Origin of the sequence: Hahella chejuensis KCTC 2396 (assembly GCF_000012985.1) — a bacterium.
Taxonomy (GTDB): Bacteria; Pseudomonadota; Gammaproteobacteria; order Pseudomonadales; family Oleiphilaceae; genus Hahella; species Hahella chejuensis.
Genome location: NC_007645.1, coordinates 2,333,118 through 2,347,474, shown reverse-complemented (window position 1 = coordinate 2,347,474; position 14,357 = coordinate 2,333,118). Strand labels below are relative to the sequence as shown.

Annotated in this window: 15 protein-coding genes; 12 read left to right on the top strand and 3 right to left on the bottom strand. The window is 55.1% G+C overall.

The genetic code is table 11. The features are described 5' to 3' along the window. The first annotated feature begins 24 nt into the window (after positions 1-24). On the top strand, positions 25-912 hold the full coding sequence (locus HCH_RS10410; RefSeq protein WP_011396175.1) for a DMT family transporter: 888 nt from the start codon (positions 25-27) through the stop codon (positions 910-912). A gap of 4 nt (positions 913-916) precedes the next feature. On the opposite strand, the gene tusA is transcribed toward HCH_RS10410, so the two are convergent. Further along, positions 917-1,180, bottom strand: coding sequence for a sulfurtransferase TusA (tusA, locus tag HCH_RS10405; RefSeq protein ID WP_011396174.1), 264 nt, complete (start codon positions 1,178-1,180; stop codon positions 917-919). A 119-nt stretch (positions 1,181-1,299) separates the two neighbouring features. On the opposite strand from tusA, the gene HCH_RS10400 reads away from it, so the two are divergent. Then, positions 1,300-1,584 (top strand): antibiotic biosynthesis monooxygenase family protein, encoded by a 285-nt coding sequence (locus HCH_RS10400; RefSeq protein WP_011396173.1) that lies wholly within the window; start codon positions 1,300-1,302, stop codon positions 1,582-1,584. 82 nt (positions 1,585-1,666) lie between these two features. Here HCH_RS10400 and rlmM read toward each other — a convergent pair whose 3' ends face one another. Then, positions 1,667-2,818: a 23S rRNA (cytidine(2498)-2'-O)-methyltransferase RlmM gene (gene rlmM / locus HCH_RS10395; protein ID WP_238384988.1), complete on the bottom strand. Its 1,152-nt coding sequence runs from the start codon at positions 2,816-2,818 to the stop codon at positions 1,667-1,669. A 90-nt stretch (positions 2,819-2,908) separates the two neighbouring features. Beyond that, positions 2,909-3,535 carry an alpha/beta family hydrolase gene (locus tag HCH_RS10390; protein WP_011396171.1) on the bottom strand — a complete coding sequence of 209 codons (627 nt, stop codon included), beginning with the start codon at positions 3,533-3,535 and terminating at the stop codon, positions 2,909-2,911. Between the two features lie 577 nt (positions 3,536-4,112). On the opposite strand from HCH_RS10390, the gene ccoN reads away from it, so the two are divergent. The 10 genes from ccoN to hemN all read left to right on the top strand — a co-directional run bounded on the left by ccoN (position 4,113) and on the right by hemN (position 14,185). Then, on the top strand, positions 4,113-5,558 hold the full coding sequence (gene ccoN, locus HCH_RS10385; RefSeq protein WP_011396170.1) for a cytochrome-c oxidase, cbb3-type subunit I: 1,446 nt from the start codon (positions 4,113-4,115) through the stop codon (positions 5,556-5,558). Positions 5,559-5,577: 19 nt separating this feature from the next. Next, positions 5,578-6,180 carry a cytochrome-c oxidase, cbb3-type subunit II gene (gene ccoO / locus HCH_RS10380; protein ID WP_011396169.1) on the top strand — a complete coding sequence of 201 codons (603 nt, stop codon included), beginning with the start codon at positions 5,578-5,580 and terminating at the stop codon, positions 6,178-6,180. Between the two features lie 5 nt (positions 6,181-6,185). Then, complete coding sequence (locus HCH_RS10375) at positions 6,186-6,371, top strand: CcoQ/FixQ family Cbb3-type cytochrome c oxidase assembly chaperone (RefSeq protein ID WP_011396168.1); 186 nt, start codon at positions 6,186-6,188, stop codon at positions 6,369-6,371. Further along, positions 6,364-7,257, top strand: a complete 894-nt coding sequence (gene ccoP / locus HCH_RS10370) for a cytochrome-c oxidase, cbb3-type subunit III (RefSeq protein ID WP_011396167.1) — start codon at positions 6,364-6,366, stop codon at positions 7,255-7,257. The genes HCH_RS10375 and ccoP overlap by 8 nt, the downstream gene beginning before the upstream one ends. Positions 7,258-7,367: 110 nt before the next feature. Then, a complete protein-coding gene (ccoG, locus tag HCH_RS10365; protein WP_011396166.1) occupies positions 7,368-8,801 on the top strand; it encodes a cytochrome c oxidase accessory protein CcoG in 1,434 nt (477 codons plus the stop codon). Positions 8,802-8,815: 14 nt separating this feature from the next. After that, entirely contained in the window at positions 8,816-9,331 is a 516-nt protein-coding gene (locus tag HCH_RS10360; protein ID WP_158304946.1) for a FixH family protein, read from the top strand. Then, complete coding sequence (locus tag HCH_RS10355; RefSeq protein ID WP_011396164.1) at positions 9,324-11,765, top strand: heavy metal translocating P-type ATPase; 2,442 nt, start codon at positions 9,324-9,326, stop codon at positions 11,763-11,765. Before HCH_RS10360 ends, HCH_RS10355 begins: the two co-directional genes overlap by 8 nt. A gap of 9 nt (positions 11,766-11,774) precedes the next feature. After that, positions 11,775-12,008 (top strand): cbb3-type cytochrome oxidase assembly protein CcoS, encoded by a 234-nt coding sequence (ccoS, locus tag HCH_RS10350; RefSeq protein WP_011396163.1) that lies wholly within the window; start codon positions 11,775-11,777, stop codon positions 12,006-12,008. Further along, the gene (locus HCH_RS10345; protein ID WP_011396162.1) at positions 12,001-12,732 is read left to right on the top strand and encodes a sulfite exporter TauE/SafE family protein; all 732 of its coding nucleotides are present in this window, start codon (positions 12,001-12,003) and stop codon (positions 12,730-12,732) included. Before ccoS ends, HCH_RS10345 begins: the two co-directional genes overlap by 8 nt. A 76-nt stretch (positions 12,733-12,808) precedes the next feature. Continuing rightward, positions 12,809-14,185, top strand: a complete 1,377-nt coding sequence (hemN, locus tag HCH_RS10340; protein ID WP_011396161.1) for an oxygen-independent coproporphyrinogen III oxidase — start codon at positions 12,809-12,811, stop codon at positions 14,183-14,185. Positions 14,186-14,357 lie beyond the last annotated feature (172 nt).

The following is a 14,357-nucleotide window of genomic DNA, read 5'->3' as shown; positions in this document are numbered from 1 at the left end:
TCCATCATCAGGGGTTGTCAGCGCATGCCGCAAGATCGCTTTCTGCGGGGAGTGGCGTTCATCATTCTCGGCGAGTGCTTTTTCGTGCTTACCGGCATGGTGGTGAAACATATCAGCGTGGAGGCCCATGTCTGGCAGATGGTGTTTTTCCGCAATCTCTTCGGCCTGGCGTTTCTTACTCCCCTGCTACTCCGCTCAGGGCGTAGCGCTTTCAAGACCCAGCGATTGCCGCTTCATTTTCTCCGCGCCGCCCTTGGCGTCGCCGCCTTTTCCTGTTTGATCTACACTTTCGCGTCCATTCGCCTGGCGGAATCCACCATGCTGAAACTGATGCTGCCGCTATTTATTCCGGTCATCGCCTGGGCCTGGCTACGCGAGCGCCCGACGCCGATTTTGGCGTTTTCACTGGGCCTGGGATTTCTCGGCGTCATTATTATTCTGCAACCGGACAGCCTTGCCGCCGCAGCGCGCCTAGCCATTCTCGCCGGATTGTGGGGCGCTTTATTCGCCGCCGGCGCCAAAGTGGTTATCGGACGCTTGGGCGCTACCGAGCCCAGCGTCCGTATCGTTTTCTATTTCAACCTGTTCAGCACCATACTGTCCTGCATTCCCATGCTCTGGTATTGGCGGGCGCTGGAGCCCATCACCCTGGTTTGGCTTCTTCTATTCGCCATACTGGCGACAATAGGTCAGCTATCAACCACCCACGCCTATACACTGGCGTCGCCAGGCAAAATAGGTTTGTACAGCTACGCCTCGCTACCGATTGCAGGTCTGCTGGGATGGTTGATCTGGAGTGAAGAGCTATATTTGGAGCTCTGGATCGGAAGCGGCCTGATTGTCCTGGCTGGCGCACTGACCTTCTTCTATAGTCGGCCCAGAAAGCCGGAGATTGCGACCGCCCAAGACTGACGCTTCAGCCCCCGGCTTTACGGATATGATAAAAAAACTGCTTGTCCCGCTCACCTGAAGCCAGCAATTCATGACCCAGAAACTGACAGAACTTGGGGATATCTCTCTGGGTGGAGGGATCTGTCGCCAATACCTCGATAACGCATCCCACTTCTACATCATTGATGCGGTTGTGCAGCATCATGACCGGCTCAGGGCAAAACAAGCCGCACACATCCATGACACTGTCGATTGAGTATTCTGTGTTTTCGTTCTTGCTGTCGTTCATTGCAACCTCTCCATTACGTGGCGGCGATTATACACTCTCAATGCAGCACGAGCCTCAATTGCTTGGGATTGCTTGTTATACTCATACCAATAAATACTACAAAACCGGAGGGGAGCCTCATGATCCGCGTGTTGATCGAACGCCACATCGCCAAGACCCTGGAAACCAATTACGAATATACCGCGAAAAAGATCTTGCAAGCGGCAGTGCAGGCGCCAGGATTTCTCTCTGGCGAATCACTGCGCAACGCCAACGAACCCAATTACCGGGTGATCTGGTCAACCTGGCGTTCGGTCCAGGACTGGCAATCCTGGCAATCTTCAGAGCAACGCAGAGGGTTGATGGCGGAGCTGATTCCAATGATGGACAGAGAGGAGAAAGTCACCATCCTGGAGCATTCCTGAGGCAATCGCCGGGCTGAGACGGGACAAAAGAGCTTGAGTCTAAAAGCCCAAGCTCAACCAGCCCGGATGCGCTCCGAGCCCCCTAGTGCTTCTGGAAAGCGGTCAGAAAATGTCCTGTGAGCGCCAATACGGTGACTTCTTCGCGATCATGGTATAACTGCTTCACGCGCACCTCCGACTCAATGTCAGCGCCGAGAAGGCGCTCCTGCAGGCGTTGCAGGCAGGCTTCCACTTCATCCATCCGCGTCTTCATAGGCAGCTTCAGATTGAACAGCGCATAGGTGGTCCAGTCGTAACACAACCAATCCGCCATTCGCTCCATTGTCCGTTTTGGCTTATCCACGATATCGCACACCACCCAATCGACTTTTCGCTGCGGCTTATAGACATATCCGTCGTCGCTGACGTAAGTCACCGCCGGATCTTCAAGTAGCTCTTGCTGCAAAGCGCCATGATCGACCGCCGTCATCTTCACGCCCTGGGTGACCATATACCAGGTCCAGCCCCCCGGCGCCGCGCCCAGATCCACGCCCCGCTGTCCGCGTTTAAGAACGAACTCCCGCTCAGCCGGGGTCAGCATGGTCAGAAACGCTTCTTCTATTTTTAAAGCCGAACGGCTTGGAGCTTCATTGCGAAACCGCAGCCGGGGAATGCCCAACGGTAAGGCGCTGCTATTGGGATGCACCGCCAAGGCGGCGATGATGTGTTGGCCAGACAGACATACTAAGTGCAACTGAGGCAGCTCATCCGTTTTTGCCTTGCTTAGCACGCCCGCGTTGCGCAATGCCGCGCTCATCGGCGCCGTCAGCTTCTTGGCTAATTTCTGCAGAGATCCGGCTTCATCCTCCAGCGGCGTTTCTATATGCAGGAATCCAAATGCGCCGCCGGGGCGCAGCGCTTCGACCACCGGCGAGACACGGTCAGTAGTATCTTCGATCTCGATATCATGCAACGCGCAAAATACTTGCCGCGCAAAAATACAGCGGCTCACCTCTATCTCTTTATAGACATCCAGCGGGTTGCCCTGAGAGCAACGCCAGAATACAACGCCCGTCCCCTTATCTATTTTCGAGTATCCGTAAACGAACTGCAGCGAGGCGATGTTCTGCAGCTCCTGCGCGCACTCTGCTTCAAATCCAGGTCGGCAATAGGCGAGCAGTCCGATCGCGGAGTATTTGCCGGAACTTAAAGGAGAACGTTTACGGGAGGAGCTGGTAGGGTATTTTTGCGACATCCGGGCATTTCCAATCATCAATTCATCGACGCGCCAATGCGCGGCTGGGTAAAGGCCGCTATTGTCGTCTATCCGCTCGCCCTGGGCAAATCAGCGCAGCATAAAGGTCAACGCCGCCTGCGCCGCAGTCCGCCAATTCTCTTCTTTAGAGAAGCCTGACGCTTTGCGCGGGGCCAGATCATGGTCGCCATCGGGAAGCCACTCGATTACGCACCGCTCTCCCATATACTGCGCCATATTTTCAGCTCTGCCGCCAAAGGGGTCGCGCGCTCCTTGCAGTATCAATCCCGGGACTTGAATTCCGGCAAGATGCTCCGTCCGGAGTTTGTCCAGTTTACCTGGAGGGTGAAAGGGATAACCAAACGCCAGCCAGCCTCGCACTCGCCCCTCCCCTTCCGGCAGGTCCGCCGCCAGCATGCTGGCCATGCGCCCGCCCATGGATTTGCCCGCCAGAAAGACTTCCGCATCAGGAGAGCAATTTTCCAGCGCCTCCGCGAAGCAATTCAGCAGCTTGTCCTGCCGGTCTGGCGGACGTTTCTTTCCTGAGTCGCGACGTTCTTGCATATAGGGAAACTCAAAGCGCACGACTTTGACGCCGCCAATGCTGATCTCCTGTGCGATAAAGGACATGAAATCGGAGTCCATCGGCGCGCCGGCGCCATGAGCGAATAAAAGAACCTTCCCGGCCTGTTCCGGACCGTCGACCATAAAGCGCATGCGCCCTCCATCAACCATCAACCATCAACCATCAACCAATAAACAACGCGTAAACTGTGATCTGACAAAATATTCATCTTTGCGCGAAGGCCGCCATTATCACGATCTCGCCTCCTTTATTAAAGGAAGGAGTCATTCCATATGAAATTGACCAGAAATCAGCCGAAAATCATCTATTATTTCTAGTAATTATTTAGGTATTGGGTGAGAGGGATTTCCTGTCCTTTGGTCATTGTTTCACATGCCCTAAGACTTCCCTTGCAGTAAAGTCGAAGACAGACGCTCCCCTTCTGAACTAACGCATCCGCCCTCCGGTTTATAACGCGTTTGATGCATATCAAGCAGGGGAAAAAATACGTGGAGATAATGACTTGGCCAAGCATATTAAGTTGACAGCCCTATTGTGCAACTCTTATGCTTCGGCCCGCTGTCGAGGGGGAGGAAAAAGAGGCCCCTGGTTTCTGGATCCTGAAAGCCTGACATTCGAACTGGGCGACAACTCAAAATTGCAAAAGCATAACGAACTCGCCAGCAGGTTTGCGCCGTATTAATCAACTCAGGGTAGGAATAGTCACTAATGAATACAGTAAGTGCTAACGAAACCTACAACTACAAGGTGGTGCGTCAGTTCGCCATCATGACAGTTGTTTGGGGTATAGTGGGCATGGCTGTCGGCGTGCTTATCGCAGCACAGCTGGTCTGGCCGGAGCTAAATACTCACTATCCATGGTTCCATTTCGGTCGTTTAAGACCACTGCACACTAACGCCGTTATCTTCGCTTTCGGCGGCTGCGCGCTTTTCGCAACTTCCTACTATGTCGTCCAACGCACCAGTCAGGCTTCTCTGTTTTCCAACGGTCTGGCCAGCTTCACCTTCTGGGGCTGGCAAGCAATCATCGTATTGGCCGCGATTACGCTGCCTCTGGGTTACACCACTTCCAAAGAATACGCAGAACTGGAATGGCCGATCGACATTTTGATCGCGGTTGTCTGGGTGGCGTACGCTATTGTTTTTTTTGGAACTGTCGCCAAACGTAAAAGCAAACATATATATGTCGCCAACTGGTTCTTTGGCGCATTCATTATTACTGTCGCCGTTCTGCACATCGGCAACAGCATGGCGATCCCAGTTTCCGCCATGAAGTCTTACTCTGTATACGCTGGCGCTATCGACGCGATGGTACAGTGGTGGTGGGGCCACAACGCAGTAGGTTTCTTCCTGACCGCCGGTTTCCTGGGCATCATGTACTACTTCGTTCCCAAGCAAGCAGAGCGTCCTGTTTATTCTTATCGTCTGTCCATCGTTCATTTCTGGGCGTTGATCAGCATCTACGTATGGGCCGGCGCGCACCACTTGCACTACAGCGCACTGCCTGACTGGGCGCAAAGCGCGGGTATGGTTATGTCTCTGATCCTGCTGGCGCCCTCCTGGGGCGGTATGATCAACGGCATGATGACCCTGTCCGGCGCCTGGCATAAGCTGCGCACTGACCCGGTTCTGCGCTTCCTTGTTGTCTCTCTGTCTTTCTACGGCATGTCCACGTTCGAAGGCCCGATGATGTCCATCAAGACCGTCAACGCGCTTTCCCACAATACTGACTGGACTATCGGCCACGTTCACTCCGGCGCTCTGGGCTGGGTTGCGATGATCTCTATTGGCGCGCTTTACCATCTGATTCCCCGTCTGTACGGCCTGAAAGAAATGTACAGCGTGCAGCTGGTCAACGTTCACTTCTGGCTGGCGACCATTGGCACCGTACTTTACATCGCGGCAATGTGGGTCAACGGCATCATGCAAGGCCTGATGTGGCGCGCAGTTAACGAAGACGGCACCCTGACCTACAGCTTCGTGCAAGCGCTGAACGCCAGCTACCCTGGCTATGCAGTACGTGTCCTGGGCGGCGCTATATTCCTGACCGGTATGCTGGTCATGGCCTACAACACCTGGAAAACCGTCAGACAACGCGACGCCAAAGCGATTGATGCGCTGCCGCAAGCTGACTCCGTTCCACAAGCTGTTTAACTGAGAGGGAGAGAATTCGATGAATCATGAAGTCGTCGAGAAAAACCTTGGCTTGATGATCCCTCTGATTGTGGTCGCAATCAGCTTCGGTGTACTCGTAGAAGTCGTACCATTGTTCTTCACCAAAGAAGTGACGACACCGGTTAAAGGCCTCAAGCCGCTGAACGCATTACAGTTGGAAGGACGCGACATTTATATTCGTGAAGGCTGCACCGTCTGCCATACACAGATGATTCGTCCGTTCCGTGCGGAAACCGAGCGCTATGGCCACTACTCTGTCGCTGGTGAATCCGTTTATGAGCACCCCTTCCTGTGGGGCTCCAAGCGTACTGGTCCAGACTTGGCCCGCGTAGGAGAAAAATACAGCGACGCCTGGCATCGGGCCCACCTGTATGACCCCCGCGACGTGGTTCCGGAATCCAACATGCCTGCCTTCCCATGGCTGTTCACCACCAAGGTGGACCCATCAAAGACTGCAGCCAAACTGAACGCTCTCAGCAAAGTCGGCGTACCTTATACCCAAGAGGACATCGACGGCGCAGCGGAAATGGTTGAAGGCAAGTATGAGATTGAAGCCCTGGTTGCCTACCTGCAGCAACTGGGCACAGCAATCAAACGGTAAGTTCAATGGATATTAATACTGTCCGCGGGTTAGCCACCCTGTTCATCATGGCGGCGTTCATCGGCCTAGTGGTATGGGCTTACAGCTCCAAACAGAAGAAGACGTTTGACGAAGCTGCGAACCTGCCCTTTGAAGATGACGAAGCGGACGCTAAGTCAGTACGCGAAGCGGAGACTAAAAAACATGACTAGTTTCTGGACCGGATGGATATCTTTTATCGTCCTGGGATCAATATTTGGTTGCGCCTGGTTGCTGTGGATCACCCGCAAAAGCCAGAAGTTCGATACCGAAACCGAGCAGACCATGGGTCACTCGTTTGACGGCATCGAAGAGTATGATAATCCCCTGCCCCGCTGGTGGCTGGTTCTGTTTATGGGAACCATTTTCTTCGGGCTGGCTTATCTGGTTGTTTATCCTGGTCTGGGCGGCTACAAAGGCCTTTTTGGCTGGACCTCCGTAAACCAGTGGGAAGCGGAAGTGAAAAAGGCGGAAGAAACTTACGCCCCTATTTTCGCCAAGCTGGCGGCCACGCCCATCGAGGAATTGGCGAAAGATGAAAACGCCATGAAAATCGGTCAGCGCCTGTTCGCCAACAATTGCGCCGTCTGTCACGGCAGCACCGCACACGGCGCAACGGGCTTCCCTAACCTGACGGACAACGACTGGCTGTACGGCGGCTCGCCAGAGAAGATCAAAGAGACTATCACTGGCGGTCGCAACGGCTCAGCCATGCGCGCATGGAAAGACGAGATTGGCGAAGAAGGCGTTAAACAAGTCGCCCATTATGTTCGCTCTCTGAGCGGTCAAGAAGATGTTGATGCGGCAATGTCGGCTAAAGGCGCTGAAATCTTTACTGCGAACTGCGTTGTTTGCCACGGTGAAGGCGGTAAAGGCAGCCATGATATGGGCGCGCCCAACCTGACTGACGGCATTTGGTTATATGGCGGCACGCAGTCGGTCATAGAGGCCACCGTGCGCAACGGTAGAGGCGGCGTCATGCCAGCATTCAAGGATCAATTGGGTGAAGAGCGTATTCACCTGCTGGCCGCATACATCTATTCCCTGTCTCATCAGTAAGTGTTGCGATGCCGGAGCCCGCGCTACGGGGCTCCGGCGGTTTTAGTCTCATTAGCTTTGCTCATCTGTCGTTTGAACAAAGCTAAAGTGATTAAACCTTGGACAGCATCATGAGTACTAAGATCCCGGTCCAAAACATCGACCCGCAAGACCCCTCCACCGCGAAAGTCAAAACGGTCGAACTTTACGAAGCCCGCAAAAAGATTTACGTCAAGGAAATTACCGGCGTCTTCCAGAAAGTGCGCTCCTTTTCACTCTGGTTCCTGATGGGAATGTACTTCCTGTTTTGCTGGATCAGCGTAGACGGGCAGCAACTGGTGCTGTTCGATTTGCCGAACCGCAAGTTCCACATATTCGGCGCCATCTTCTGGCCCCAGGACTTTGTGCTGCTGTCCTGGTTGCTGATTATCTGCGCCTTCGGGCTATTCTTCATCACCACTCTGTTCGGACGGGTCTGGTGCGGCTATACCTGCCCGCAAACAGTCTGGACGTTCATCTTCATGTGGCTGGAAGAACGCATTGAAGGCAGCAGAAATCAGCGCATGAAGCTGGATCAGGCCGCCATGAACAAGCAAAAGGCGCTGAAAAAGGCGGCCAAACACGCCTCCTGGTTATTCGTAGCCTTCGCCACAGGTCTGACCTTCGTGGGGTATTTCTACCCTATCCGCGAGCTGGTTCCTGACTTCTTCACCTTTGATATCAGCTCCGGCTGGGCGTATTTCTGGATTGGTTTCTTTACCCTGGCCACCTACATCAACGCTGGCTGGATGCGTGAGCAGGTATGCCTGTATATGTGCCCCTACGCTCGTTTCCAATCGGTCATGTTTGACAGGGACACCCTGGTTGTCTCCTATGACCCCAATCGCGGCGAGCCTCGCGGAAGCCGTAAGCGCTCTGCGGACCCGAAGGAAATCGGCCTCGGCGATTGCGTGGATTGCGGCATGTGCGTGCAGGTATGCCCGACCGGCATCGATATCCGGGACGGTCTCCAGTATGAGTGCATAGGTTGCGCTCTATGTATTGACGCCTGTGATTCCGTCATGGAAAAAATGGAATACCCCAAAGGCCTGATCAGCTATACCACAGAACAAAAACTGGAAGGCAAAGACTCTAAATTGCTGCGTCCACGCACCTTCGGTTATGGTCTGGCCCTGGTTATCATGATGTCTGCGTTCGCCTTCAAACTGGGAACGCGCCTTCCCGTTGAGCTGGATGTCATTCGCGACCGGGGCGCGCTGTTCCAGACCAACGCCAAAGGCTACATAGAAAACGCCTACACCCTGCAACTGATGAATATGTCCGACCAGGTGCGCACGTTCGTCATCACTGTAGCGGGAATGGACGGCGTCAGCATCTCCGGCAATAGCGAATTTACGCTGGAGCCATCTGAAGTACGCTCCATCCCTATGGCGGTTGAGGCTAAACCCAGTGCGCTGACAGAGCGTAATCATGATATCGTATTTAAAGCCCAGGCCGTTGACGACGCTTCCGTGAAGATCGAATCCGAAAGTCGTTTCCTTGGCCCGGCGCCGGTTAAATTCTAATGAGTGGTTCTACTATGTCGGCTGGTATTAGTTTGCCTTGGTACAAAGAAAAGTGGGTATGGTTGCTGATCGGCCTGCCCGCCTCCTCCGTCTTGTTCAGTATTTTAATGGTCACCCTCGCCGTACAGGGCAAAGATACGCTGGTTAAAGACGATTATTACAAGGACGGTCTGGCGATCAACCAGGAGTTGGCCAAGGATCGCATCGCGCAAAACTATGGCCTTTCCGCGCAGACCCGCATTGATGAAGAAGGCCGCATAAAGCTGATGTTGACGTCTGGAATTCCCATCAAGAAAGCTGAGCGTCTGAACATTCAGTTCATTCACCCTACTTTGGCGGAGCATGACTACAAAGTCGCCCTGATTGCACAGGAAGACGGTTATTACGGCATTATGCCCAGCCCAATCGAAGGTAGACGTTACATTCAACTGTCCGACGCTGACGGAACCTGGCGCCTGAAAGGTGAAAGCTGGCTTCCCACTGACGCCAAAATCACGCTGAGCCCGGCTGTGCCGACTGAGAATGAGTGAAGCCGAAAAGTGCTATCACTGCAGTAACCCGGTTCCCGCCTCTCTCAATCTGAATATCAATGTAGGCGGCGAAGAGTATGCAGTGTGCTGCCGCGGCTGCCAGGCGGTCGCTAACCTGATCCACAATGACGGGCTGCAACAGTTTTACCGCTTCCGGGACAACCGACTGGAAGCGCCAGAGCCCATCTCCAGTCTGGATCGCTCCAAGTACGCGTTGTACGACAGAGACGACGTGCTTTCCTCTGTCGCCACGCAACCCACTTCCGACGGTAAACGCAGCCTGTCCCTGTCTCTCGAAGGTATTACCTGCGCCGCCTGCGTCTGGCTGGTGGAGCAGTTCGTGCGCAAGTTGCCTGGCGTTGACGAGTTCTGGGTGAATCTAAGTAACCATCGCGCCGCTCTGACCTGGAAACAGGACGCAACGCCACTCAGCGAAGTGTTATTGCAATTGCAGTCCATCGGCTTTCGCGGCTATCCCTTTTCCGCCACGGAAGAGGAAAAGCGGCTCGCCGACGAACAAAAAACCATGCTGGTGCGCCTGGGCGTCGCCGGCATAGGCATGATGCAAAATATGATGCTGGCGGTGCCGATGTATTTTGGCCTGCTGCAAGATACTCCGGAATACGTCGACTTGTTCCGCTTCATCAGCCTGATTGTCGCCATGCCGGTGATTCTGTATTCAGCGCGCCCGTTTTTTAAAGCGGCGTTGCGGGACATCAGATTACGCCACCTGACCATGGACGTTCCGGTCTCCCTGGCGATCGGCGGCGCCTTCGCCGCCAGCGCCTGGATCACTTTCCGCGGTGGGCCGGAGGTCTACTTCGACTCAGTCTGTATGTTTACCTTCTTCCTGCTGCTGGGCCGGTATTTGGAAAGCCGCGCGCGCATGTCCGCCGCCCAATCCAACGCCCGCCTCAAGCAAAAGGCGCCGCAGTTTGTGGATTTACTGCCCAGTCAGGGCGCGCAGGGTAGTCAAATCGATCTGACAAGAGCGCAACTGACGCCATTACGGGATATTCGCGTCGGCGACCTGATATTGTTTAAAGCGGGCGACCTGATCCCGGTTGACGGAGAGATCGTGCAAGGCGAGTCCTCCGTCAATGAAGCCGCATTGACCGGAGAGTTCATGCCGCGCCCCCGTTGCACAGGAGACGCAGTGCTCAGCGGCAGCGTCAACATTGACAACTCGCTGGTGGTGCGGGTCACCGCCCTCGATCAGGACTCCCACCTTTCCACCATTAATAGACTGGTGGAAAGGGCTTTGCAGGAACGCCCGCAGCTCAGCGCCATGGCGGACAAAGTCGCCAGTTACTTTGTCGCCGGGGTGCTGCTAACAGCGGCGATTGTCGGTTTCATCTGGTGGCGCATTGATCCCGCTCACGCTTTCGCCATTACGCTGTCGGTGCTGGTCGTCACCTGCCCCTGCGCATTGTCGCTGGCGACGCCCACAGCGCTCACCACCGCCACCACGGCGTTACGGCAGTCCGGATTGATCATCACCCGGGGCCATGCGCTGGAGACTTTGGCTCGCGCTTCACGAATCGTGTTCGACAAAACCGGCACCCTGACCCAGGGCGAACTGAATCTGGTGAAAATTGATAACCGCTCAAGCTATTCCGACGCGGAACTTCTCGCCCTCGCCGGATCACTGGAATGGGATAACCCTCACCCCATCGCCAAAGCCTTCCAGGGATATGCTCAGGAACCGGCGCAACAGATTCGCAACCATACCGGGCAAGGTGTTGAGGGAGAGCATAACGGTTCCCGTTTCCGCTTGGGCAGCTTGAAGTTCGCCATCGAAAAATTGCCGCAATCCCAGAACGTGGCGCCAGAGAATTACCAGACTGTGGCGTTGGCGGATGAGAAACAGCTTCTGGCGCTGTTCTATCTTACCGACAGTCTGCGCCCGTCCGCGAAAGAAGCACTGCGACAGTTGCAGCAGGAACAGGGTTTGCGCACCGCCATTTTATCCGGCGACAGTTCCGCCGCCGTCGAGACCATTGCGTCGGCGCTGGCGGTGACCGATACCGAAAAATCCTGTTCGCCGGAAGGCAAGCTGGAGCGTGTGAAGCAGTGGCAGCAAGAAGGCGATACTGTTGTCATGGTCGGAGACGGCGTGAATGATGTCCCCGTTATGGCGGGAGCGCACCTGGCGGTGGCGATGAACAATGCGACGGACCTTACCCAGGTGCGCGCCGATGCGGTTATCCTCAACGGCGATCTGCGCACTTTCGCATTCGGCGTCAAGAAAGCGCGGGACGCTTATCGCATTATCCGTCAGAACCTGTCCTGGGCGGTCAGTTATAACCTGCTCGCCCTGCCGCTGGCCGCCGCCGGTTATGTGCCCCCCTACGCCGCCGCTATCGGCATGTCGGTCAGTTCATTGATTGTTGTGCTCAACGCTCTTAGACTGTCCGGCGTCCAAAAGCCATAGGGCCCCGCTATGCAGATACTGTTCGTCCTGATTCCTCTCTCTATCGCGCTCATCACCGTCGCCGTCATTATATTTCGTTGGGCCGTGCGCTCCGGCCAGTACGATGACCTGGAAGGTCCGGCGCACAGCATCCTGTTCGATGACGACGAAAAGATGATTCCCGGCGCCAAAACAGACAAGAAAGACGAGCCGGAAACGTCCGCCAAGCCTTCCGAGGACTCCCCACGCAACCACGATGCATGAGCTTCTGCTGATCGCTAACGCGTTTCTGATCGGCCTTTTCGGCAGCGGTCACTGCATCGCCATGTGCGGCGGCATCGCCGGCGCGCAGTCCTTCGCCCAGGGCGGAGACGGCTCGCCACGAGCTTCCTGGCTGTTCCTGTTCAATTTCGGACGCCTCAGTAGTTATGCGCTGATCGGGCTATTCGCCGGCTTGCTGGGCGAAGCGCTGGCATTGAGCGACACATTGCTGGTGGCGTTACGCACCCTTGCAGCTGTCATGATCATCCTGATGGGACTTTACGTAGGCCAGTGGTGGATGGGCCTGACCCATATCGAACGTCTCGGAGGGCGGCTCTGGAGCCGAATTTCCCCCTTAAGTAAGTCTCTTGGCGAACGCCAGGGGCCGCATATCAGTTTCGCGCTGGGACTGCTCTGGGGCTGGCTGCCCTGCGGACTGGTTTACAGCGCCCTCGCCTGGTCGATGTCAAATGCGGACGCTTCGCTATCAGCGTTGCTGATGTTCTGCTTTGGCCTCGGCACACTCCCCAGCATGCTGGCCGCCGGACTATTCGCTTATCACCTCAGGCGCTGGCTGAGTAACTTATCAGTCAGACGCGTGTTCGGCGCCTTGCTTATTCTGTTCGGCCTCTGGACGCTGCCGGTACATTTCGCCGGTCTCTTCGGAGGACAAGGCATGGAGCATCAGCACGACGCCTCCTCGTCCACACACCACAGCGGGCCTTGACCCATATCAAGCCCGACTAAATGGCTCGGATATACAATGACGGCTTCTTATCCTTGGTAGAAGTGTGAGCGCCGTTGTGAAAAATATTTACTGGAACGAGAATCTCATCCGCAAATACGATTTGCAGGGCCCTCGGTACACCTCCTACCCCACCGCCGTAGAGTTCCAGAACGATTTCCCCATTACCGCCGTTCATGAAGCGGCCGCGGCCAGCCGGGCGACAAACCGCTCTTTATCACTGTATCTGCACATCCCCTTCTGCGCGCGCCTTTGTTACTACTGCGCCTGTAACAAAATCATCACCAAACGACGGGAAAAAGCGATCCCCTATCTCAACGCCCTGTATCGCGAAATCGCCCTGCAAAGCGAGCTTTTCGGCGCGGACCGGCTGGTGGAGCAACTGCATTGGGGCGGCGGCACGCCGACGTTTCTGGCGCCGCAGCAGATGCGGGACCTGATGAATGAACTGCGCACTCACTTTCGCTTTATGGACAATGATCAAGGCGACTATTCCATTGAAATCGACCCTCGGGAAGCTGACGACGAAACGCTGACCACACTGCGTGAGATCGGTTTTAACCGAATCAGCCTTGGCGTGCAGGACTTCAATCCCGCCGTACAGAAAGCAGTGAACCGGATTCAAAGCGAGGAACTGACTCTGGGCGTACTACACAAGGCCCGGGAGCTGGGTTTCCGTTCCATTAACATTGATTTGATCTACGGTCTGCCCCTGCAAACGCCAGACTCGTTCAGAAAAACCGTAGACACCATCATCGATTTCGCCCCGGACCGACTGTCGGTGTTCAACTACGCCCACATGCCGCAACGCTTTATGCCGCAGCGACGCATTCGCGATGAAGATCTGCCGCGCCCGGAAGATAAACTCACTATCTTGCAGCAATCCGTCGACCAGCTGATCGCGGCGGACTACCGGTTTATCGGTATGGACCACTTCGCCAAGCCAGGCGATGAGCTATCCATCGCCCAAGAGAAGGGAGAGCTGCATCGCAACTTCCAAGGCTACACCACTCATGGCGACTGCGACCTCATCGCGATGGGCGCCTCCAGCATCAGCATGCTGGATCGTTGCTATTACCAGAACTGCTATGATCAGGAAAGCTACGAAACGGCCATGGCCGAGAACCGGCTTCCGATCATCAAAGGCGTACAATTGAATGATGACGACGTCATCCGCCGCAAAGTCATTGTCGAACTGATCTGCAACTTCAAAATCGACTACCGCCGTATCGAAGCCCTGTTCAATATCGATTTCGCCCAGTATTTCCACGGAGAATTAAACATCTTGCAGGACATGGAGGAAGACGGACTGGTCACCTTCACCCGCAACGGCATGCACGTCAATCCAACAGGAAGACTACTGATCCGCGGCGTCTGCAAAGTGTTCGATCGCTACCGGGCACAGGCGCAGCAGGGGTTTTCGAGGATTATTTAGACGCCACTATAATTAGAGGCGGAAAACGAATAGAGGATGCTCAGAAGGCCAAGTTATTTTTTAACTATTAATCAGGCAGGCAAAGAGCTTCCTTCTATTTGTCTGCAACCCTGCCTCCCGCGGCTAGCCGTCGCGCAGGCGCATGAATGCGCCTGATTATTAACATGCTTCA

Excerpts from the sequence above, each read along its gene's own strand:
- ccoG (WP_011396166.1), top strand. The coding sequence starts at position 7,368 with ATGAGTACTAAGATCCCGGTCCAAAACATCGACCCGCAAGACCCCTCC.
- tusA (WP_011396174.1), bottom strand. The coding sequence starts at position 1,180 with ATGAACGACAGCAAGAACGAAAACACAGAATACTCAATCGACAGTGTC.
- HCH_RS10345 (WP_011396162.1), top strand. The coding sequence starts at position 12,001 with ATGCATGAGCTTCTGCTGATCGCTAACGCGTTTCTGATCGGCCTTTTC.
- ccoP (WP_011396167.1), top strand. The coding sequence starts at position 6,364 with ATGACTAGTTTCTGGACCGGATGGATATCTTTTATCGTCCTGGGATCA.
- ccoO (WP_011396169.1), top strand. The coding sequence starts at position 5,578 with ATGAATCATGAAGTCGTCGAGAAAAACCTTGGCTTGATGATCCCTCTG.
- HCH_RS10400 (WP_011396173.1), top strand. The coding sequence starts at position 1,300 with ATGATCCGCGTGTTGATCGAACGCCACATCGCCAAGACCCTGGAAACC.
- HCH_RS10390 (WP_011396171.1), bottom strand. The coding sequence starts at position 3,535 with ATGCGCTTTATGGTCGACGGTCCGGAACAGGCCGGGAAGGTTCTTTTA.
- HCH_RS10375 (WP_011396168.1), top strand. The coding sequence starts at position 6,186 with ATGGATATTAATACTGTCCGCGGGTTAGCCACCCTGTTCATCATGGCG.
- rlmM (WP_238384988.1), bottom strand. The coding sequence starts at position 2,818 with ATGTCGCAAAAATACCCTACCAGCTCCTCCCGTAAACGTTCTCCTTTA.
- ccoN (WP_011396170.1), top strand. The coding sequence starts at position 4,113 with ATGAATACAGTAAGTGCTAACGAAACCTACAACTACAAGGTGGTGCGT.
- HCH_RS10410 (WP_011396175.1), top strand. The coding sequence starts at position 25 with ATGCCGCAAGATCGCTTTCTGCGGGGAGTGGCGTTCATCATTCTCGGC.
- HCH_RS10360 (WP_158304946.1), top strand. The coding sequence starts at position 8,816 with ATGTCGGCTGGTATTAGTTTGCCTTGGTACAAAGAAAAGTGGGTATGG.
- ccoS (WP_011396163.1), top strand. The coding sequence starts at position 11,775 with ATGCAGATACTGTTCGTCCTGATTCCTCTCTCTATCGCGCTCATCACC.
- HCH_RS10355 (WP_011396164.1), top strand. The coding sequence starts at position 9,324 with ATGAGTGAAGCCGAAAAGTGCTATCACTGCAGTAACCCGGTTCCCGCC.